21 protein-coding genes, 1 tRNA gene and 1 CRISPR repeat array are annotated in these 21,997 nt (G+C 38.0%); of the genes, 15 read left to right on the top strand and 7 right to left on the bottom strand.

Annotation, left to right across the window (positions count from 1 at the left end; all coding sequences use genetic code 11):
- Positions 1 to 29: 29 nt before the first annotated feature.
- Positions 30 to 965, bottom strand: coding sequence for a DHH family phosphoesterase (locus D8848_RS05540; RefSeq protein ID WP_125443139.1), 936 nt, complete (start codon positions 963 to 965; stop codon positions 30 to 32).
- A gap of 103 nt (positions 966 to 1,068) precedes the next feature.
- Between D8848_RS05540 and D8848_RS05545 the strand changes: the two genes are divergently transcribed.
- The 10 genes from D8848_RS05545 (at position 1,069) to csn2-St (ending at position 9,992) form a co-directional block, all read left to right on the top strand.
- Positions 1,069 to 1,512, top strand: a complete 444-nt coding sequence (locus tag D8848_RS05545; protein WP_001162125.1) for a flavodoxin — start codon at positions 1,069 to 1,071, stop codon at positions 1,510 to 1,512.
- A gap of 115 nt (positions 1,513 to 1,627) precedes the next feature.
- A complete protein-coding gene (locus D8848_RS05550) occupies positions 1,628 to 1,894 on the top strand; it encodes a chorismate mutase (RefSeq protein WP_125443140.1) in 267 nt (88 codons plus the stop codon).
- Complete coding sequence (gene crcB / locus D8848_RS05555) at positions 1,891 to 2,265, top strand: fluoride efflux transporter CrcB (protein WP_125443141.1); 375 nt, start codon at positions 1,891 to 1,893, stop codon at positions 2,263 to 2,265. Before D8848_RS05550 ends, crcB (D8848_RS05555) begins: the two co-directional genes overlap by 4 nt.
- Positions 2,259 to 2,588 (top strand): fluoride efflux transporter CrcB, encoded by a 330-nt coding sequence (gene crcB, locus D8848_RS05560; RefSeq protein WP_125443142.1) that lies wholly within the window; start codon positions 2,259 to 2,261, stop codon positions 2,586 to 2,588. Before crcB (D8848_RS05555) ends, crcB (D8848_RS05560) begins: the two co-directional genes overlap by 7 nt.
- A gap of 118 nt (positions 2,589 to 2,706) precedes the next feature.
- A complete protein-coding gene (gene rplS / locus D8848_RS05565; RefSeq protein ID WP_001068669.1) occupies positions 2,707 to 3,054 on the top strand; it encodes a 50S ribosomal protein L19 in 348 nt (115 codons plus the stop codon).
- Positions 3,055 to 3,096: 42 nt separating this feature from the next.
- Positions 3,097 to 3,168: transfer RNA gene (locus D8848_RS05570), tRNA-Arg, on the top strand.
- Between the two features lie 1,004 nt (positions 3,169 to 4,172).
- Positions 4,173 to 7,538, top strand: coding sequence for a type II CRISPR RNA-guided endonuclease Cas9 (gene cas9, locus D8848_RS05580; RefSeq protein WP_125443143.1), 3,366 nt, complete (start codon positions 4,173 to 4,175; stop codon positions 7,536 to 7,538).
- Positions 7,539 to 7,715: 177 nt separating this feature from the next.
- A complete protein-coding gene (gene cas1 / locus D8848_RS05585) occupies positions 7,716 to 8,624 on the top strand; it encodes a type II CRISPR-associated endonuclease Cas1 (protein ID WP_125443144.1) in 909 nt (302 codons plus the stop codon).
- 4 nt (positions 8,625 to 8,628) lie between these two features.
- Complete coding sequence (gene cas2, locus D8848_RS05590; RefSeq protein ID WP_001268300.1) at positions 8,629 to 8,952, top strand: CRISPR-associated endonuclease Cas2; 324 nt, start codon at positions 8,629 to 8,631, stop codon at positions 8,950 to 8,952.
- On the top strand, positions 8,949 to 9,992 hold the full coding sequence (csn2-St, locus tag D8848_RS05595; protein WP_125443145.1) for a CRISPR-associated protein Csn2-St: 1,044 nt from the start codon (positions 8,949 to 8,951) through the stop codon (positions 9,990 to 9,992). Before cas2 ends, csn2-St begins: the two co-directional genes overlap by 4 nt.
- Before the next feature lie 70 nt (positions 9,993 to 10,062).
- Positions 10,063 to 10,758: a CRISPR direct-repeat array (repeat unit 36 nt; unit sequence GTTTTTGTACTCTCAAGATTTAAGTAACTGTACAAC).
- Positions 10,759 to 10,830: 72 nt separating this feature from the next.
- Here the strand turns inward: csn2-St and yidA are convergent.
- Both yidA and D8848_RS05605 read right to left on the bottom strand, forming a co-directional pair.
- Positions 10,831 to 11,637 carry a sugar-phosphatase gene (gene yidA, locus D8848_RS05600; protein WP_125409224.1) on the bottom strand — a complete coding sequence of 269 codons (807 nt, stop codon included), beginning with the start codon at positions 11,635 to 11,637 and terminating at the stop codon, positions 10,831 to 10,833.
- Between the two features lie 12 nt (positions 11,638 to 11,649).
- Entirely contained in the window at positions 11,650 to 12,954 is a 1,305-nt protein-coding gene (locus tag D8848_RS05605; RefSeq protein ID WP_125443146.1) for an HD domain-containing protein, read from the bottom strand.
- 71 nt (positions 12,955 to 13,025) lie between these two features.
- Here D8848_RS05605 and D8848_RS05610 point away from each other — a divergent pair, with 71 nt between their 5' ends.
- The 3 genes from D8848_RS05610 (at position 13,026) to ffh (ending at position 15,409) form a co-directional block, all read left to right on the top strand.
- On the top strand, positions 13,026 to 13,403 hold the full coding sequence (locus tag D8848_RS05610; protein ID WP_125443147.1) for a YwiB family protein: 378 nt from the start codon (positions 13,026 to 13,028) through the stop codon (positions 13,401 to 13,403).
- A gap of 90 nt (positions 13,404 to 13,493) precedes the next feature.
- Positions 13,494 to 13,826, top strand: coding sequence for a putative DNA-binding protein (locus tag D8848_RS05615; RefSeq protein WP_049500404.1), 333 nt, complete (start codon positions 13,494 to 13,496; stop codon positions 13,824 to 13,826).
- An 11-nt stretch (positions 13,827 to 13,837) separates the two neighbouring features.
- Positions 13,838 to 15,409, top strand: a complete 1,572-nt coding sequence (gene ffh, locus D8848_RS05620) for a signal recognition particle protein (protein WP_042751012.1) — start codon at positions 13,838 to 13,840, stop codon at positions 15,407 to 15,409.
- A gap of 256 nt (positions 15,410 to 15,665) precedes the next feature.
- Here the strand turns inward: ffh and D8848_RS05625 are convergent, their stop codons facing one another.
- Together D8848_RS05625 and rsmG are read right to left on the bottom strand one after the other, a co-directional pair.
- Complete coding sequence (locus tag D8848_RS05625) at positions 15,666 to 16,949, bottom strand: uracil-xanthine permease family protein (protein WP_185756856.1); 1,284 nt, start codon at positions 16,947 to 16,949, stop codon at positions 15,666 to 15,668.
- A 204-nt stretch (positions 16,950 to 17,153) separates the two neighbouring features.
- Positions 17,154 to 17,867 (bottom strand): 16S rRNA (guanine(527)-N(7))-methyltransferase RsmG, encoded by a 714-nt coding sequence (rsmG, locus tag D8848_RS05630; RefSeq protein ID WP_125443149.1) that lies wholly within the window; start codon positions 17,865 to 17,867, stop codon positions 17,154 to 17,156.
- Between the two features lie 93 nt (positions 17,868 to 17,960).
- Between rsmG and D8848_RS05635 the strand changes: the two genes are divergently transcribed.
- Entirely contained in the window at positions 17,961 to 18,521 is a 561-nt protein-coding gene (locus D8848_RS05635; protein WP_125443150.1) for a LemA family protein, read from the top strand.
- A gap of 1 nt (position 18,522) precedes the next feature.
- Positions 18,523 to 19,422 carry a zinc metalloprotease HtpX gene (gene htpX, locus D8848_RS05640; RefSeq protein WP_125443151.1) on the top strand — a complete coding sequence of 300 codons (900 nt, stop codon included), beginning with the start codon at positions 18,523 to 18,525 and terminating at the stop codon, positions 19,420 to 19,422.
- Between the two features lie 151 nt (positions 19,423 to 19,573).
- Here htpX and D8848_RS05645 read toward each other — a convergent pair whose 3' ends face one another.
- Complete coding sequence (locus D8848_RS05645; protein ID WP_125443152.1) at positions 19,574 to 21,100, bottom strand: ATP-binding cassette domain-containing protein; 1,527 nt, start codon at positions 21,098 to 21,100, stop codon at positions 19,574 to 19,576.
- Positions 21,101 to 21,521: 421 nt separating this feature from the next.
- Entirely contained in the window at positions 21,522 to 21,851 is a 330-nt protein-coding gene (locus tag D8848_RS05650; protein WP_033681988.1) for a hypothetical protein, read from the bottom strand.
- Positions 21,852 to 21,997: the final 146 nt, after the last annotated feature.

Raw genomic sequence — 21,997 nt, forward strand, 5'->3', positions numbered from 1 at the left:
AGATTCTGAAAAGTTTGGCAAGTATTTTATCAGTTTTTAAGCAAGTTTTTTAACTTTTGGTAGATGATTTCGTTTTCTTCTAAACTATAGGAATTAGCACCACTTGCTAGCGGGTGGCCTCCGCCATCATGTTCCTTGGCAATTTCATTGATAGGATGGATTTTACTGCGTAAGCGAACTCGGTAGTGGCCATCAGCCTGCTCCACAAAAATTCCCCAGAGACTCACACTATCAATACGTCCAGGTGCACCGACAATAGCTGCAGTTTCAGCATCGGTAACATTGAATTGTTTCAAGACTTCTTGACTCAGGATAACGCGAGCTGCACCATTTTCATCCACTTCCAGATGGTCGTAGATGTATCCTTGAAGTTTAGCAATTTTGTAACTCATAGTGTCCATTTTGCGAGTGAGAGCCGCAAAGTCAAAGTTATGTTCTCTCAGATAGGCAGCCAGGCGAAGAGTCTGTGCAGTCGTAGAAGGATAAAGGAAGCGACCTGTATCACCAACAATTCCTGCAAAGAGCAACTCAGCAGCGCGATCTGACAAGGCAAGTTGGGTTGTTTCTGAAAATAGGGTAATCATCTCGCTAGCGCTACTTGAACTAGTATCGACCCAAGACAGGTCACCGTATACATCATCATTTGGATGGTGGTCAATCTTAATGAGAAAATCACCTTGACTATAGCGCTTATCATCGATACGAGCAGTATTAGCTGTATCACAAACGATGACAAGTGCCCCTTGGTAGACACTATCTTCAACAAAATCCATCTCAGCCATCCAGGTCAAAGTTGGTTCATTAAAACCTACGGCTTTGATAGTTTTTTCTGGGAAATGATGTTTGAGAAGAGCTTTCAATCCCACCTGACTTCCCAAGGCATCTGGGTCTGGTTTCATATGACGGTGAATGATAATCGTGTCGTATTCTTTGATTTTTTCTAAAATTTGATGGCAAATTTCCATAAATAACCTCAATTCTTTCTCATTTCATTGTAGCACAAGAATTTTTATTTTTAAAATGAAAAAGATGTGATATAATGGAGAAAGATAAATTGAGGAGGACGATATGGCATTAGCAAAAATTGTATTTGCCAGTATGACCGGTAATACCGAAGAAATTGCAGATATTGTAGCAGACAAATTACGTGACTTGGGCTTGGATGTCGATGTTGATGAATGTACAACTGTTGACGCTTCAGACTTCTTGGAAGCAGACATCGCTATCGTTGCGACCTATACTTATGGTGATGGAGAATTGCCAGATGAGATGATGGACTTCTACGAAGACCTAGCAGACCTCAACTTGAATGGCAAAATCTACGGAGTGGTCGGCTCAGGTGATACCTTCTACGATGAATTCTGTAAGGCTGTCGATGACTTTGACCGCGTTTTTGTAGCGACAGGGGCAGAAAAAGGTTCAGAGTGTGTCAAAGTTGATCTCTCTGCTGAGGAAGAAGACATTGAACGCTTGGAACAATTCGCAGAAGAATTGGCTGCTAAAGTAGGATAAGCATAAAACTGCGCTGATACAATCAATCAGTGCATTTTTCTTATCGAGAGTTGGGATTTTACTAGCCTATTTGGTGGCTTTTTGATACAATAATTCAAATAAAGGAGGAGACTGTATGGATTTAGATATTATTCGTCAAGAAATTGATCAAATAGACGACCAAATTGTCAAACTGTTAGAAGAAAGAATGCAATTGGTTGAGAGTGTAGTTGCCTATAAGAAGGCTTCAGGGAAACCGATTTTAGATACCAAGAGAGAAGAAGTTATTTTTGAAAAGGTCAGAAATCATGTAGAGGACAAGCGCTATCAGGAGACTATTGTCGCGACTTTTTCGGACATACTCAAACGTTCGCGTGATTATCAGGATCAAAACATCAAATGAAAAAAGAACAATTTTATCCGCTAGGGATTTTTCTAGCTGCCATGGTGGGTGGACTTGTCCGCTATCTAGTTTCCACTTGGTTACCAGCCAGCCCAGATTTCCCCTTGGGCACCCTTCTTGTTAACTATCTAGGCATTTTCTGCTTGGTGTATCTTGTTAAGGGCTATTTAGTCTATAAGGGAACCAGTAAAGGTGTTATTTTAGCATTGGGTACAGGTTTTTGCGGAGGTTTAACAACCTTTTCTAGTCTCATGCTTGATGCTGTGAAACTGCTTGATACAGGGCGTTATCTTAGTTTGGTTATGTATTTGCTTTTGAGCATCGGTGGAGGCCTACTCTTGGCTTACTATTTGGGGAGGAAGAAATGGTAATCGTCTATCTTGCAATTGCTTGTGGTTTCGGAGCGCTCGTACGGTATTTCTTTTCCCGCTATAATCAAGCATCTAAATTGCCCCTCGGAACGCTCATAGCCAATCTTTTAGGTTGTTTTTTGATTGGATTATTCTACAATCATGTGGAATCCAAGGAAGTCTATGCTATTTTAGCGACGGGTTTTTGTGGAGGTTTAACAACCTTCTCTACCTTGAATGATGAACTCCAAAGACTGTTAAGTGATAAGAAGGTATTTTATTCTTATTTAGCTTTGACCTACCTAGGTGGTTTGATTGCGATTTTTTTAGGAATTCTGCTATAAATTTCTTTACTTTTTTGTGGAAATTTGGTAAACTGTATCTTGTGTGTAATGGACGCACAAAAATACAGTTTATCCGCTGAGAAAGATTCCTCAAGATTGACAAAGATAGGAGAATAAAATGAATCCATTAATCCAAAGCTTGACTGAAGGTCAACTTCGTACAGATATCCCATCATTCCGTCCTGGTGACACTGTTCGTGTACACGCGAAAGTTGTCGAAGGTAACCGTGAACGTATCCAGATTTTTGAAGGTGTTGTTATTGCACGTAAAGGTGCTGGCATCTCAGAAAACTACACAGTTCGTAAAATCTCTAACGGTGTAGGTGTTGAGCGTATCTTCCCAATCCACACTCCACGTGTTGAAAAGATCGAAGTTGTTCGTTACGGTAAAGTACGTCGTGCGAAATTGTACTACTTGCGTGCTCTTCAAGGTAAGGCAGCTCGTATCAAAGAAATCCGTCGTTAATTCGACTAAAAAACTCTGCTTTTTCAGCAGAGTTTTTCTCTAGCTCCCTTAGTTCAATGGATATAACAACTCCCTCCTAAGGAGTAGTTGCTGGTTCGATTCCAGCAGGGGGCAGTAATTATACATCAAAAACCGCTCAGCCGAGCGGTTTTTATCTATTTCTCTTTTACAGTACCCATGTACGGATGGCATGGGCAACGCCAGATTCATCATTAGATTTAGTGATGTATTTGGCGATTTTTTATTCAAAAAAATGTGCTTTGAGTGATTAGAAATCAAAACTTAATTCTATTATTCAAATAAGTATTTGTATAAAGAGTAGGAAGCGAAAAAGTGTTAGTTTTTATTAAAAACGGTATTTTGTTAAAAATAAAAGCAGTGGCCGAAATCACTGCTTATCAGATGTAGCAAATTCATAAAGTTTTTCTGCTGTTAGAAGCGCTATTTTGTCCATGCTTGTTTTTCCTTTTCTGAGGTCAGAAACGGTAGTCCATGGTACACCGACACCTTGCGAAATAGCAGAACTGGATATAGAACTGTCTAATAATTATTGAATAAATTTTCTCATCTTATTTGTCCTTTTTATTTTTTAGATAAATGTATACATTGATTGCAATTATAAAAATAGCTATTGCACTAACCATTGTTTTTCCTCTTTTCGTTTGATAGAATAGAGGTATGAGGGGCTTTCACCCCTACCTCTTAGCGTTTACCTTTTCTTTTGCGGGACTCGGGTTTACGCTTTTTGTTTTGCCTTGCTACCGTATGACGGTCACTAGACTTACAACAGCAGTTACTGTTTCAGGAATATTATCTATTACCTTTTCAAGTTAGGGAATACAGTCTTTTGTTTAAGTTTCTTATCTTGATTATATCGTATCATGGCCTACAAAGGAAGTCAAAAGTTTTGATGAAGGTTTTTAAAATATTTTTGGACTAAATGTATCTTCAAAAATATTTTTATATATTTATTTTTTGTACGTAATGATTTATGTTAAGAGATTTATTTATCACAACGATAGAGAAAAATGTTCCGTTTAATTGTAGATAATGATTTGATTTTTTAGGAAGTAAAGGGTAAAATTTAATTAATATGATAATTAGTTAGGAGTTTGATTATGAACGGTTTAGTTTTAGGTTTGGATATTGGTATTGGTTCAGTAGGTGTAGGTATTCTAAACAAAGATACTGGTGAGATTATCCATACGAATTCTCGTATTTTCCCAGCTGCAACTGCTGATAATAATGTTGAAAGAAGAAACAGTAGACAGGCTAGACGATTAAATCGACGGAAAAAACACCGTGTTGTTCGCTTTCAGGATCTATTTGATGACTATGGTTTGTTAACTGATTTTTCTAAGGTACCCATTAATCTTAATCCATATCGGCTTCGAGTACATGGATTGAATCAGCAACTAACGAATGAGGAGCTTTTCATAGCTTTAAAGAACATTGTTAAGAGACGTGGGATTAGCTATTTAGATGATGCATCTGAGGATGGTGGTGCAGTATCGTCTGATTATGGTAAGGCAGTTGAGGAAAATAGAAAATTACTTGCTGAACAAACGCCTGGTCAAATCCAACTAGAGCGTTTCGAAAAATATGGTCAGGTAAGAGGAGATTTCACTGTTGTGGAAAATGGTGAGAAACGCCGATTGATCAATGTTTTTTCAACATCTGCTTATAGAAAAGAAGCTGAAAGAATTCTTAGAAAACAGCAAGAATTTAATAATCAGATCACGGATAAGTTTATAGAAGATTACTTAAAAATCCTTACAGAGAAAAGAAAATACTATCATGGGCCAGGTAATGAAAAATCTCGGACGGATTATGGACGTTTTCGAACTGATGGTACTACCTTAGATAATATTTTTGGTATTTTAATCGGTAAATGTACATTTTATTCTGAGGAATACAGAGCTTCTAAAGCTTCCTATACTGCTCAAGAGTTTAATTTGCTAAATGATTTAAATAATTTAACAGTTCCTACAGAGACCAAGAAACTGAGTGAGGAACAAAAGAAAACAATCGTTGAATATGCGAAGTCGGCGAAAACATTAGGGGCTTCAACCTTATTGAAATACATTGCTAAAATGATTGATGCTTCAGTAGATCAGATACGTGGTTATCGAGTTGATGTAAACAATAAACCTGAAATGCATACTTTTGAAGTCTATCGAAAAATGCAATCGCTAGAAACAATTTCAGTTGGGGGATTGTCTAGAAATATTCTAGATGAGCTTGCCCATATTTTAACTCTAAATACTGAACGAGAAGGTATAGAAGAAGCGATTAACACAAAGTTAAGGGATTCTTTTAGTCAAGACCAAGTACTTGAATTGGTTCAATTTAGAAAAAATAATAGTAGTCTATTTAGTAAGGGATGGCATAATTTTTCTCTTAAACTCATGATGGAATTGATACCAGAACTCTATGAAACTTCAGAAGAGCAGATGGCAATTCTAACACGATTGGGTAAACAAAAATTTAAAGAAACATCAAAAAGAACTAAGTATATTGATGAAAAAGAAGTAACAGAAGAAATATATAATCCTGTGGTAGCAAAATCTGTCAGACAGGCCATAAAGATAATCAACGAAGCAACTAAAAAATATGGTATCTTTGATAATATTGTTATCGAAATGGCGCGAGAAAATAACGAAGAAGATGCTAAGAAAGATTATATAAAACGTCAAAAGGCAAACCATAATGAGAAAAATACTGCTATGGAAAAAGCTGCATTCCAATACAATGGGAAAAAAGAGTTACCAGATAGTATTTTTCATGGGCATAAGGAATTGGCTACTAAGATTCGTTTGTGGCACCAGCAGGGAGAGAAGTGTCTCTATACTGGGAAGAATATTCCAATTTCAGATTTAATTCACAATCAGTACAAGTACGAAATTGATCATATTTTACCTCTATCTTTATCGTTTGATGATAGTCTATCTAATAAAGTATTGGTTCTAGCTACAGCAAACCAGGAGAAGGGGCAGCGAACACCGTTTCAGGCATTAGACAGTATGGATGATGCTTGGTCATATCGTAAGTTTAAATCATATGTAAAAGATTCTAAATTATTAGGTAATAAAAAGAAAGATTACCTTTTAACGGAAGAAGACATTAGTAAAATTGAAGTGAAGCAGAAGTTTATCGAACGGAATTTAGTTGATACTCGATATTCTTCTCGAGTTGTTCTAAACACTCTACAAGATTTTTATAAAGCGCATAAATTCGATACAACTATTTCGGTGGTACGTGGACAATTTACCTCTCAGCTAAGAAGAAAGTGGAGGCTTGAAAAGTCTCGTGAGACTTACCATCATCATGCTGTTGATGCCTTAATTATTGCCGCTTCGAGTCAATTAAGATTATGGAAAAAACAGAATAATCCTCTGATTTCTTATAAAGAAGGACAGTTTGTTGATTCAGAGACTGGAGAAATTATTTCATTAACTGATGATGAATACAAAGAGTTAGTGTTTAAAGCTCCTTATGACCATTTTGTTGATACATTGCGTAGCAAGAAGTTTGAGGATAGTATACTATTTTCTTATCAAGTAGATTCAAAATATAATCGAAAAATTTCAGATGCAACCATTTACGCAACAAGAAAAGCAAAATTGAATAAAGATAGATCCGAAGAAATTTATGTTTTAGGTAAGATTAAAGATATTTATAGCCAAGCAGGGTATGATGCTTTTATTAAAATTTACAATAAAGATAAGAGTAAATTCTTAATGTATCACAAAGATCCCCAGACGTTTGAAAAGGTAATTGAAGAGATTCTAAGAACTTATCCTTCAAAAGAATTTAACGAGAATAATAAAGAAGTCCCTTGTAATCCTTTTGAGAAATATAGACAAGAAAATGGACCAATCCGTAAGTACAGTAAAAAAGGCAATGGTCCAGAAATTAAAAGTCTGAAATATTATGATAAAAATATTCCAGAATCATTTATTAACATAACTCCTTCTAATAGTAAAAATAAAGTAATCCTTCGTCAATTAAATCCTTGGAGAACAGATGTCTATTTTAATCATCAGACGGAGAAGTATGAGTTGCTTGGATTAAAATATGCAGATTTACAATTTGAAAAGAAGACTGGAACTTATTATATAACTATTGATAAGTATAATGAAATTAAAGAAAAAGAAGGAGTGAGCGAGCATTCAGAATTCAAATTTACCTTATATAAAAATGACTTGCTTTTGATTAAGGATACGGAAATTAAGGAGGAACAAATTTTTAGGTTCTTATCTAGAACAATGCCAAACCAAAAACACTATGTAGAATTAAAACCTTATTATAAAGGAAATTTTGAAGGCAAAGAAAGAATTAAAGTGTTTAATACGACATCTAATGGTCGCTGTTTAAAAGGATTGGGAAAGAAAGGACTCTCTATTTATAAAATTAAAACAGATGTTTTGGGTAATAAACATTTTATCAAAAAAGAGGGTGAGAAACCAAAACTCAAATTTTAAAAAATATTTAAAAAAGAGTTGCAAACGCTTGTACAATGTATTATAATAGTAACTGCAAGGGACGCCTTGCACAGTTACTTAAATCTTGCAGAAGCTACAAAGATAAGGCTTCATGCCGAATTCAACACCCTGTCATTTATGGCGGGGTGTTTTCGTTTTGTGAAAGAGGAAAATACGATGACTTGGAGAATTGTGCATGTCTGTCAGAGTGAAAAAATGAAATTGAAGTTAGATAATCTTCTAATTAAAAAAATGGGTCAAGAATATGTTATACCACTGAGTGATATTTCTATTATTGTGGCAGAAGGAGGGGAGACTGTTGTAACTTTAAGATTATTAAGTGCTTTAAGTAAGTATAATATTGCCTTGATTGTCTGTGATAATGAGCATTTGCCTACAGGAATTTACCATTCTCAAAATGGCCATTTTAGAGCCTATAAAAAATTACAGGAGCAATTATTGTGGACGCAGAAGCAAAAAGATAAATTATGGCAAATAGTAACCTATTTTAAAATAAACAATCAGCAAGATGTTCTTGCAATGTTTGAGAAAAATATTGATTGCATTCAATTATTAGCAGACTATAAAGATCATATTGAATATGGAGATAAAACCAATCGTGAAGGCCATGCTGCAAAAGTTTATTTCAATGAATTATTTGGAAAGAAATTCGTACGTCTTACACAACAGGAAACGGATGTTATCAATGCTGGCCTAAATTATGGTTATGCAATCATGAGAGCGCAGATGGCACGTATTATTTCTGGATATGGGTTAAATCCCTTAATAGGAATTTTTCATAAGAATGAATATAATCAATTTAACTTGGTTGATGATCTAATGGAACCTTTTCAGCAGATTATCGATGTCTGGGTCTATCAAAATTTACGAGATGAAGAGTATTTGAAGTACGAGTTTCGCTTGGCGCTAACAGATACATTAAATGCAAAGATTCGTTACGGTAAAGAAACTTGTTCTGTAACAGTAGCAATGGATAAGTATGTCAAAGGCTTTCTAAAATGTATCTCTGATAAGGATACTAGCAAATTTTACTGTCCGGTGGTTTCGAGTGTAGAATGGAGCTAAAGAAATGAGGTATGAAGCATTGAGATTATTGTGTTTTTTTGATCTACCAATGGAAACAAATCAAGAAAAAAGAGTCTATCGTAATTTTCGGAAAGACTTAATCGCAAACGGCTTTGAAATGTTGCAGTTTTCTGTTTATTATAGAACCTGTCCTAATCGAAGTTTTGCTAGTAAATTCTATAAAAAATTAAGTCAGAGTAATTTACCAAGTGGGAATGTCCGTTTGCTAGCTGTGACTGAAAAACAATTTTCTGAAATGGTTTTAATAATTGGTGGAAAAACAAAGCAAGAAGAAGTAGTCAGCGATAATAAGTTGGTAGTTATATGAAAATGAACATTAGTCATCCGTATAAGGATAATATTTCATTAAGTTTTGGTCAATTTACTCAAATTGTAGGTCAAGATCAGCAATTAAAATACTATATTTGGCAGATACTATTGTGGTATTTTGGAGGAAAAAAATATAGTGAGGAAGATTTAGTTCTATTTGAACAAAATGAGCCTAAAATACTAATAGACGATACAATGGTTTCTCGGTCAGAATTTAGTGTAATTCAAGTGTCCAATATCAATGATTTAATTGAACAAATGGAATATAAAAAAGGAACAGTAGCCTATGATTATATAAAGAAAAAGACTAATTCTATAGAGATAATGAAGCAAATTGAAAATATCAATGACAATCTAGATAGGATTTCACTTCAATTGAATCAGAAGTTGAATCTTCAAATAGATGATATTATATATCATACTGAAGCAAAATATTTTAATACGGATCAATTGATTCAAAAGAATTTTTTACTATACTTTGGAACAAATGACAAAAATATTTCATTTGAATTTGTAGACAATAAGATAAAGTTTTTATTATTTCTTTCCATGTTAGAAGTTATGGAGACAAACAGTTCTGAAAAGTCTTTGCTTGTCTTACGAAATTTGGATGATTTTTTATCCTATAATGATTTTGTTGAATGTTGCGAGAAAATGGAGTTTCTGACTAATCATAGAGATTCATTATATATTGTTTTATTTCCTTCCAATGAAGGTTATCTTCATGTCACGAAAGAAGTTTTAGAGGAAATCAATATTGTTTCCGATTATGTTGATCATTTATATTCTCTAGAATTTATGTATGATCGCTTTACCAATCAGTATCCAATAAATCAAATACCTGATGAACAAGAATTTTTAACTTCTTTAAGAAAAATTGGATCCTATTTATTTAGCTCGGACATTCTCCACATGAGTTTATCTGTAGAAGATCAAGTAGCATTAAAAATTTTGAATAATTTGTATCAGTACAAAATGAAAATAAAATTTCGTGTTGAATCAATCAATCCAATGTTATTGAAATATTTGGAAGAATAGTATTGACGAGTGAGATTTAAGGCTTTATAATATTTTTGAGGGAACAAAAATCAAAATTGACGAATTTGAGGTTTTTGTACTCTCAAGCTTTAAGTAACTGTACAACTGTAGAGTTAGGAAAAACTGCTCTAGAACTGTTTTTGTACTCTCAAGCTTTAAGTAACTGTACAACTCAATGTTAAGTCCAAAGCGTTCTGGATCAGTTTTTGTACTCTCAAGCTTTAAGTAACTGTACAACCAGATGATATCCAAAGACTGCTGCACCAGCGTTTTTGTACTCTCAAGCTTTAAGTAACTGTACAACCAGATGATATCCAAAGACTGCTGCACCAGCGTTTTTGTACTCTCAAGCTTTAAGTAACTGTAAAACTCAGCACCTTCACATCACGGCCAACCGCTTGTTTTTGTACTCTCAAGCTTTAAGTAACTGTACAACATGGTAACTGGTATTGGTTCGACAACTCAGGTTTTTGTACTCTCAAGATTTAAGTAACTGTACAACTGCAGTCAAGAACACGAATACCGCATTGACGTTTTTGTACTCTCAAGATTTAAGTAACTGTACAACCCAATTTAGGTATTGCGTATATTGCAGCCGGTTTTTGTACTCTCAAGATTTAAGTAACTGTACAACTGGTAGACCTTATGGAATATGGTATTTAGGGTTTTTGTACTCTCAAGATTTAAGTAACTGTACAACATAAGGATAAGACTCTGGATTCTGTTATAGGTTTTTGTACTCTCAAGATTTAAGTAACTGTACATTTAGATAATATTAGCGATTCTCTAACTTATAAAAAACCGCTCAACTGAGCGGTTTTCGTCTATTCATACCCTTTTACAGTACCCATGTACGGATGGCATGGGCAACACCAGATTCATCATTAGATTTAGTGATGTATTTGGCGATTTTTTTGATTTCTGGATTTCCGTTTTCCATGACTACAGGGTTGCCAACGACTTCCAACATGGCACGGTCATTTTCTTCGTCACCGATAGCCATTGTTTCATCTTTGGTCAATCCGAGTTTTTCAGCTAAGTGAGTAATGGCTGAACCCTTGTCCACATTCTTTTTAAGGAGTTCGAGGTAGAAAGGAGCGGATTTGTTGATAGAGTAGCGCTCGTAAAATTCGGCTGGTATCTTTTCAATGGCAGCATCGAGAATCTCAGGTTCATCGATGAACATACATTTGACGATTTCCTTGTCAGCCATTTCTTCAGGTGTACGGTAGAAGATAGGCATGCTGACGAGGGTTGATTCGTGCACTGTATATTTTCCGATATTGCGATTGGCAGTATAGATACCGTCCTTTGTAATAGCGTGCATGTGGACACCGAGCTTGCGACTGAGAAATTCCATATCCAGATAATCCTCATAGGTCAAGGATTCACTGATAATCTCATGTCCTGTAGCAGTTTCTTGGACAAGGGCACCGTTAAAGGTCACAACATAGTCACCCTCGTCTCTCAACTGCAAGTCGTCCAGAAGTTTGGCAACGCCTGCGATAGGGCGGCCAGTTGCAATGACGACTTTGACACCAGCTTGTTTGGCATCTTGGATGGCAGAAAAGACTTCAGGAGTGATTTCCTTTTGGCTGTTGACTAGGGTTCCGTCAATATCGACGGCGATTAGTTTAATACTCATACATTTCCTCTTCTAGTTTTTATTTGGCGTAAAATGATCGTTCTCAATCAAGTGTAAAAATTGCTGGGTAATGCTAGCAAAGATACTGTTTTGATCCAACATTTCTTTCGGGAAATAAAAACGATTATCTCCGTGACGACTACCAGCAAGGGATTGGACGATAGGAGAAAGGCTAGAGAGTTCGGCCAGTTCTCCATTTTTTTGTAAAATCTCAATCTGTGTCCGTGGGTTTTCAGATTCGGGACGATAGATATCATAAGGGAGGTCGAAGTTCTTATGAATGGCAGTATAGTAGTCTGGATCAAAGCCAATGTCCTCAACCAATTTTCTCATGCTAGCGAGTTGGTCTTGATCTTCTTGTGAAAAGGTAATGGATTTAAAGACCTTGCGGTTGACAAAGCGTTGCGACAAATCAGCGAGAATCTTGTCAGGACTGGTCATCCAGAGTTGGAAGTAGGTATTCATCACACCATCATCCAGAGCCAGATAATCAGACAAGGTCACATTTTTTTCAAAGAAAGGCAGGAGATGTGGAGAAGTTCGTGCAAAGAAATCTTTGTCTTTAGGATAAAGTTCCTTGGCGCGCTTGAGGAGATTCTGTAGGAGAACTTCCATGGCGCGTGTTGCAGGATGAAAATAAACCTGCATGTACATCTGGTAGCGACTGAGGACGTAGTCTTCGATTGCATGCATGCCGTTGTGCTGAAAGGCGATACCATTTTCGACAGGACGAATGACTCGGAGGATGCGAGTCAGGTCAAATTCCCCATAAGATGCTCCTGTAAAATAGGAGTCGCGCAAGAGATAGTCCATGCGATCCGCATCGATCTGGCTAGAAATAAGCTGCACGACCTGTTTGTTAGAATAGGTGTGGTCTATGACACTGGCCACCTTTTCTGGGAAGTCAGGTGCTACTTGTAGCAGGACTTGGTGAATCTCCGTTTCAGGACTTTGGATAATCTCCTGAGTAATGGCTTCGTGGTCTGTATCAAAGAGATGTTCAAAAGTATGGGAGTAGGCACCATGTCCAAGGTCATGTAGGAGAGCAGCGGTCATGGTCAAGAGAGACTCGGCAGGATCCCATTCGTCTGGATATTTTTCTTCAAAAATCTCTGTGATGCGTCGTGCAATTTCATAGACTCCTAGACAGTGAGAGAAGCGACTGTGCTCCCCCCCGTGGAAAGTATAACTGGAAGTTCCCAGTTGTTTGATACGACGCAAACGCTGAAATTCTTTTGTATTAATCAAGTCATAGATGATTTGATTATTGACATGGATGTAGTTGTGAACTGGGTCACGGAATACTTTTTCGTTCATATGACCATTATAGCAAAAAGCTAGAGTTTTTGGTAAAATAGTAGGACAAGAGACAAGAAAGAGGACCTGATGTGAAGATTCGGATGCGAAATACGATTCAGTTTGATGAGCAGTTGGAAGTGATTGACCAGCTTTATGACGTGGAAGTGCATGAAAAAGGAGATTATAGCTACCTGCTTTTCTATAATGAGGAAAAGGAAAAAGTAGTGATTAAATTTCATGGTCAAGAACTGGTGATGAGTCGTTTTTCCAATCCCAAGACCATTATGCGCTTTTTAAAGGATAGCGATAGTTTAGCCTATATTCCTACACCTATGGGCATGCAGGAGTTTATCATCCAAACGAGCCATTATGAAGTTGATGGGCAAAAGATTCATTTAGATTATCAACTACAAAATCAAGAGGGACAACCCTTTGCCAGCTATCAATTGGAAATTACTTGGGGCTAGGCTCATGTCTTTTTCAAATTTAGCTAGCTATCTTCTTGGATTGGCTCCCTAGTATGGTAGATTAGGCTATTTTTTGGTATAATAAAAGTTATGGAAATTGAAAAAACCAATCGTATGAATGCGCTCTTTGAATTTTATGCGGCGCTTTTGACAGATAAGCAAATGAATTATATCGAGCTCTACTACGCTGATGATTACAGCCTTGCTGAAATTGCCGAGGAGTTCGGTGTCAGTCGTCAGGCTGTCTATGATAATATCAAGCGGACGGAAAAGATTCTGGAAGATTATGAGATGAAATTGCACATGTACTCGGACTACATTGTCCGCAGTCAGATTTTTGACCAGATTTTGGAGCAGTATCCCAATGATGACTTTCTGCAAGAGCAGATAGAAATTTTAACAAGCATTGATAATAGAGAATAAGAGGAAGAAAAATGGCATTTGAAAGTTTAACAGAACGTTTACAGAACGTCTTTAAAAATTTACGTAAAAAAGGAAAAATCTCTGAATCTGACGTCCAAGAGGCAACCAAAGAAATTCGCTTGGCCTTGCTTGAGGCCGACGTTGCCTTGCCTGTTGTAAAGGACTTTATCAAGAAAGTTCGTGAGCGTGCAGTCGGGCATGAGGTCATTGATACCCTTAATCCTGCGCAACAAATTATTAAAATCGTTGATGAGGAGCTGACAACCGTTTTAGGTTCTGATACGGCAGAAATTATCAAGTCACCTAAGATTCCTACAATCATCATGATGGTCGGTTTGCAGGGGGCTGGTAAAACAACCTTTGCTGGTAAATTGGCCAACAAACTCAAGAAGGAAGAAAATGCCCGTCCTTTGATGATTGCGGCGGATATTTACCGTCCTGCGGCTATTGATCAGCTGAAGACACTGGGTCAACAGATTGATGTGCCGGTTTTCGCTCTTGGGACAGAGGTTCCAGCTGTGGAGATTGTTCGTCAAGGTTTGGAACAAGCCCAAGCCAATCATAACGACTATGTTTTGATTGATACGGCAGGTCGTTTGCAGATTGATGAGCTTTTGATGAACGAGCTTCGTGACGTAAAAGCACTGGCTCAACCAAACGAAATTCTGCTCGTCGTTGATGCCATGATTGGTCAGGAAGCGGCCAATGTTGCGCGTGAGTTTAATGCTCAGTTGGAAGTGACTGGGGTGATTCTTACTAAGATTGATGGGGATACTCGTGGTGGTGCGGCTCTGTCTGTTCGTCACATTACTGGAAAACCAATCAAGTTCACTGGTACAGGTGAAAAGATTACGGACATTGAGACTTTCCACCCAGATCGCATGTCTAGCCGTATCCTTGGTATGGGGGATATGCTCACTTTGATTGAGAAAGCTTCTCAGGAATACGATGAGCAAAAAGCCCTTGAAATGGCTGAGAAGATGCGTGAAAACACCTTTGATTTCAATGATTTCATTGATCAGTTGGATCAGGTGCAAAACATGGGGCCAATGGAAGACTTGCTCAAGATGATTCCAGGTATGGCCAACAATCCAGCCCTTCAAAACATGAAGGTAGATGAGCGCCAGATTGCTCGTAAACGTGCCATCGTGTCTTCCATGACACCTGAAGAACGTGAAAATCCAGATTTGTTAAATCCAAGCCGTCGTCGTCGTATCGCTGCAGGTTCTGGAAATACATTTGTCGAAGTCAATAAATTCATCAAAGACTTTAACCAGGCTAAACAACTCATGCAGGGTGTCATGTCTGGAGATATGAACAAGATGATGAAGCAAATGGGAATCAATCCAAACAACCTTCCTAAAAATATGCCAAATATGGGAGGAATGGATATGTCTGCCCTTGAAGGAATGATGGGACAAGGTGGTATGCCTGACTTGTCAGCTCTCGGAGGAGCAGGAATGCCAGATATGAGCCAGATGTTTGGTGGCGGACTCAAAGGTAAAATCGGTGAATTTGCCATGAAACAGTCCATGAAACGTATGGCGAATAAAATGAAAAAAGCGAAGAAGAAACGTAAGTAAGACAAAGGAAGGCCACAGGGCTTTCCTTTTTTAGAAAGAATTTTTTATTTTAACCTTAAAAAATCCACTCAGTCGTCTGAGTGGATTAGGTGTATTTAGACTCTTATACTCAATGAAAATCAAAGAGCAAACTAGGAAACTAGCCGCAGGTTGCTCAAAACACTGTTTTGAGGTTGTGGATAGAACTGACGAAGTCAGTAACCATATCTACGGCAAGGCGACGTTGACGTGGTTTGAATTTGATTTTCGAAGAGTATTAGTCTTTATTTTCGTATGGCAAGATTAAGTTCAAGATGATTCCTGTCATGGCTGATAGGGCAGTACCTGAAAGGGTAACTGGACCAAGTTTAAGGATAGCTCCTCCAAGTCCAAGGACCAACATAGCACTTGCGATGATTAGGTTACGCATTTGAGAGAAATCAACACGTTCTTTAATCAAGACTTTCAAACCGTTGCTGGCGATAACTCCATAGAGAAGGATTGACATACCACCAAGTACAGCATTTGGAATGGTTGAAATCAAGGCAGTGAATTTACCAAGGAAGCTAAGGGCAATCGCGATGAAGGCAGCGTTACGGATAACTGAGACAGAAGCGATACGAGTCATACCGATAACCCCTGTATTTTCTCCATAAGTTGTATTAGCTGGTCCACCAAGGAAGGCAGAAACTGAAGTTGCGATACCGTCACCAAGAAGAGTACGGTGAAGACCTGGTTCTTTCAAGAATTGACGGCCACAGATTTGACCCAAAACAGTATGGTCTCCGATATGTTCAGAAATTGTTACGATAGCGATTGGCAAGATAGCGATGGTTTCTGGGCCAAAGTAAAGATTGTATTCTTTAAAGGCACCACCTGTGCTAAATGGCAAGTAGAAACCAGGAATTTCAAACCAGTTAGCTTTAAGAACTGGTGTAAAGTCAACCAAGCCAAGGGTTAGTGCGAAGAGGTAACCACCGATAATGGCAAAAAGGAATGGAATGATTCGTAGGAAGCCTTTTCCTTTTGTATTGATAAAGGCAGCAATCAAGAAAGTAACAACTGCTACAAGAGCATTTTTCCAATTTCCATCCGCTACAAGACCAGCATTTGTAACAGCTGAACCTGCAAGTCCAAGACCGATAACGATGATCATAGGTCCGATGATGATTGGTGGCAAGAGTTTATCAATCCATTTTGTACCCGCAAAACGAACACTTGCAGCTACAAGGACATAGATAAAACCTGTAAGAATAACCCCTGTTTGTGCAGCTGATACATCCCCTCCTAGTTCCTTCATAGCTAGGGACATAGCTGTGATAAAGGCGAATGATGATCCTAGATAAACTGGAACTCTAAAACCAGTTGCGATCATGTAGATGAGTGTTCCAACACCTGAAGCAAAAAGGGCAACAGATACAGGCATTCCCAAAATCAAGGGTACCAAGATGGTCGCACCGAACATGGCGAAAACGTGTTGGAAACTAAGGAGAATTCCTTTTCCAGCCGAAGGACGTTGGTCAACGTCTAGTAACAAATCAACAGTTGATTCTTGTTTCATATAAACCTCACTTTTGGGCATCAAAAAAGAGCCCATTATTTTACAGCAATAGGCCCTCAGAGTAAGACTTCTCTAAAATCTAGACTTTAAAGAGTTTCAAGTATTTCTGCGTCTTCGTCACCTCACGGGATGACATTAAAAACCTTTGCTTGTGATAGTATAGCAGAAATTACGAACTTTGTAAATATTTTTTTACTAAAAAATTTAAAGCGGGCGTTTGTTGGGCATGCCAGCCTTTCTTGGATATTTATTTGGCGTTTCTTTTTTCTTTTCCACCACTGTGATGTAACGCGGATCTCCATTTGGTAGGTCGTAGCTGAGATTGTCTTCTACTTTACTAAAAAGGAGGTTGAGGGCATTCTTAGCTTCTAATAACTCCTCAGGCGCATTGCTGGCCTTGAGTGCCAATAGTTTTCCGCCAACTTTAAGGTAGGGAATAGTTAATTCAGATAGGACTTGCATACGGGCAACCGCACGAGCTGTTACATAATCATATTGAGCACGGAAGTTCTTGTCTTGGGCCAAGTCTTCGGCACGTCCATGGTAGAAATGAACCTCGTCCAAATCCAGTTCTTGAGCCAACAGTTGGAGGAAGTTGATGCGCTTGTTGAGAGAATCAATGATAGTTACATTTAACTGAGGATAGAGGATTTTCATTGGTAGACTAGGAAATCCTGCCCCAGCACCGATGTCAAGAAGTTTGATAGTTTCATTGGGAATCAAGCCTTGCAGAATGGGTGCAATCGAATCGTAAAAATGTTTGAGATAAACTTCTTCCTTGTCTGTAATAGCCGTCAAATTAATCTTTTCATTCCACTCGACCAAGAGTTCAAAATAACGTTCAAATTGTTTTTTTTGCTGGTCCGAAAGTGGAAGATTCTGCTCGGCAAGCAGGTTGTAAAATGTTTCTGGTTTCATAGTTATTTCCTTCTTTAGTATCATCTTATTTTACCACAATCATTAAAAATTTGATATACTGGTACTAATCTAAAAGCAGAAAGGACTTATATAATGACTTGGATTATTCTTGGAGTTATCGCTCTTGTTGTTATTTTTGTGATTGTTAGCTATAACGGTTTGGTTAAGAATCGTATGCAAACAAAGGAGGCTTGGAGTCAGATTGATGTTCAGTTGAAACGTCGAAATGATCTCTTGCCAAACTTGATTGAGACTGTAAAAGGTTATGCCAAATATGAAGGTTCTACCCTTGAAAAGGTGGCAGAACTGCGTAACCAAGTGGCTGCAGCAACTTCACCAGCAGAAGCTATGAAAGCTAGTGATGCCCTTACTCGTCAGGTTTCAGGTATTTTTGCAGTTGCAGAAAGCTATCCAGATTTGAAAGCTAGTGCTAACTTTGTTAAATTGCAAGAGGAGTTGACAAACACAGAAAATAAAATTTCTTACTCTCGTCAACTCTACAACAGTGTTGTCAGCAACTACAATGTAAAATTAGAAACTTTCCCAAGCAATATTATCGCTGGAATGTTTGGATTTAAAGCAGCAGATTTCCTTCAAACTCCAGATGAGGAAAAGGTAGTACCTAAAGTTGATTTTAGCGGTTTAGGTGACTAAGATGTTGTTTGATCAAATTGCAAGCAATAAAAGAAAAACGTGGTTTTTGTTGCTGGTATTTTTCCTACTCTTAGCTCTTGTTGGCTATGCGGTTGGCTACCTCTTTATGCGATCTGGGCTTGGTGGTTTGGTTATCGCACTGATTATCGGCTTTATCTATGCCTTGTCCATGATTTTTCAATCGACAGAGATCGTCATGTCTATGAATGGAGCGCGTGAGGTTGATGAGCAAACGGCACCAGACCTCTACCATGTAGTAGAAGATATGGCTATGGTGGCTCAGATTCCTATGCCTCGTGTTTTCATCATTGATGATCCAGCCTTAAATGCCTTTGCGACAGGTTCTAACCCTCAAAATGCGGCGGTTGCTGCGACGTCAGGTCTCCTAGCTATCATGAATCGTGAAGAACTAGAAGCTGTTATGGGACATGAAGTCAGTCATATTCGTAACTACGATATCCGTATTTCGACTATTGCTGTTGCCCTTGCTAGTGCTATCACCATGCTTTCTAGTATGGCAGGTCGTATGATGTGGTGGGGTGGAGCAGGTCGCAGACGAAGTGACGATGATCGAGATGGAAATGGCTTAGAAATCATTATGCTAGTGGTTTCTTTACTAGCTATCGTGCTGGCCCCTCTTGCTGCAACCTTGGTGCAACTAGCTATTTCTCGTCAGAGGGAATTCCTAGCTGATGCTTCTAGTGTTGAGTTGACCCGCAATCCTCAAGGGATGATAAATGCTCTACGTAAACTGGACAATAGTGAGCCTATGCATCACCATGTAGATGATGCCAGCAGTGCACTTTATATCAATGATCCTAAGAAAGGGGGAGGGTTCCAAAAACTTTTTTATACCCATCCACCTATCTCAGAGAGGATTGAACGCTTAAAACATATGTAAAATGAAGGCTGGGAAAAAGCCTTTAAAATCTTAAAAACGCATAATATCAGGTGTGCAAAAAACTTGATATTATGCGTTTTATTATGGGAAGATTTACTTCCTTTTCTCCTAAAATTGTGTTTTTGCCCCACCTATCTGCTATGTTGCAAATTTATAAATCGTCTAAATTAACTATCTCCAAACTGTGTTCTGTTATGCGATAGATGATCGAGCAAACTTCTTTTAAGAAACGACGGTCATGCGAAACAGTGATGAGACCACCAGGGTAGGTGGCAAAGAGTTTTATGATTTGGGGTTGAGAAGTGGGAGAAAAGTTTCGTGTAGGTTCATCCAGCAGGAGAAAGTTTGGTTTGCGCAAGACTAAATCCAAAAGCAGGAGTTTACCCTGTTGCCCGCCAGATAAGGAGCAAATTTGATGCTGCATTTCCGGATAACTGAAATTGAGACTAGCTAGATGAGATTGGATTTTCTGAAGTTCCTCTTTTTCCCCAGTTTTGCTGAGGTAGGCTATTGGTGATAAATCCAATTGCAGTTTTTTGTGGTAATCTTGCGGCATATAACCAAGGGAAATCTCTCTTTTATCATTAAGAAGTTGCTGTAACTTGGCTAACAGAGTTGACTTTACGACACCATTTTGGCCGATGATACCGATTTTTTCTTGCCCACGGACAGTTAGTTGTAGTTCCTGAACCAAAACTCGGTCGCCTATGGATAAACTTTCTTTTTCCAGTTGGATTAAGACTTTAGAAGCTGGTAATGGCTGTATATCTGAGAAGAAAAGTCTGATTTCTTCTTCTTCAAGTGGTTTTTGGGTCATGGACTGGGCTGTCTTTTCAATGCGTTTTTCTTGAGAGAGAACATTTTTCATCTTTTTAGCTAATAGGCGCCCAGCAGTACTGTCTTTGGTAGCTCGAAGCGCAGTTTCTACATTTTGCTTGACTCGCCGATGTTTTTCCATGGTTTTATTGTAGGCTCTTTGGTCGTTAGCAGCTTGCTGGCTTTGTTTGATAAAATTAGCCTTTCTCTGGTCGCTATAGCTCTCATAGTCTAAGTGCTCTACTATCGTTTCTGCTTCTTTACGGTGCTTGACCAGTCGCAAGTGGACAATAGTATCAGCGGTTTCAGAAAGAAAGTCTTCATCATGGGAAATGAAAATAACGGTTTGCCGAATCTTTCGAATCTGACCTTTTATCCAATCAACCGTCTCAAGGTCCAGGTCATTTGAAGGTTCATCTAAAAATAAAATCTCAAAGGGTTTGGCTAACTCATGGATGAGCTGAATTTTCAAAGCTTCGCCCCCTGATAGACTGCCAATCTCTTGGTTGCTAGCAAAGCGATCGCCATCAAAATGCAATTCCTCAGCCAAACGATAGAGGATACTGTAGTCTAAATCAAGAGAATCTAAAAAGAAGTAGTCGTGTAGACTTTTCTTTTTCAGCTCCTCGGGAAGTTTTTGAGGAATATAGGCCAGTGACTGATAGTCAGACTGGATGTCTCCCTTGATAGTGAAATCAGACAAATATTCCCCCATTAAAGTTTTAAGTAAGGTTGATTTGCCATTTCCTTCCTCTCCAATAATAGCTACTTTTTCCCCGTCTTGGATAGTCATGTTTAAGTCTGAGACAAGATCACGTAAATCTTTGTTTTGTGTGATGGTCAGATGATTGATTTTTATCATATTGTTGCCCTTTCTAGAATGTCCAATAGTGCATAACAAAAAGCTCTACTTTACTTAGTAGAGCCAATGTCTATGTCAAAAAAACTCTATTAATACTCTTCGAAAATCTCTTCAAACCACGTCAGCATCGCCTTACCGTATATATGTGACTGACTTCGTCAGTCTTATCTACAACCTCAAAACAGTGTTTTGAGCAGCTTGCGGCTAGCTTCCTAGTTTGCTCTTTGATTTTCATTGAGTATAAAATGCCAGAAAAAGAGCATAAAAGAGCATGCAAAAAGAGACAAAAACAAGATCTACTAAATAAAGTTCTTTATTTGATAGACTTAGTTGTTCATGTCTCCCTTACCTCCGAGTATTAGTACCTCTATCCTATACCTTTAAGGAAATTTTGTCAACAGAAAACTGGAAATTCTATGCTCTAAAACCCAAAAACAGGTCCATAAAGAGTTAGTACGTGTTTGACATGCTCGTAATGGAACTTGTCATAGTTTCGCCAAGCAGTGCGTGCTTGGTCATTCAGTTTTAGGCTACCGAGACCTATCAGAAGACTGGTACGTTGGTAAAATTTCTCAAGGTCTATTAAGATACTGTTGTCCAACTTTTCCGCTTTTTTGAGCTCTTGCAGAGTAGTATTTAGCAGCTCTTGCAGTCGAATATCATCTGCCCTACCCTGTTTGCAGCTTTGGAAACTTTTATTTAACTCGGATAGGAGTTGGGTTGCATTAGTAATGAGTTCTTTGTCTTCCATATGAGCATCCTCCTTGCTCTGATGTATTATTGCCTATAGTATAGCACTAAAAAACAAAATGTCATAGTAAATATGTTAAAGAATCGAGTTTTAATTATAAAGTTTGGTGGGCTGATTTGTAGGCTTTTCATGATATAATCAAGAGA

Origin of the sequence: Streptococcus mitis (assembly GCF_003942775.1) — a bacterium.
GTDB lineage: Bacteria > Bacillota > Bacilli > Lactobacillales > Streptococcaceae > Streptococcus > Streptococcus mitis_CN.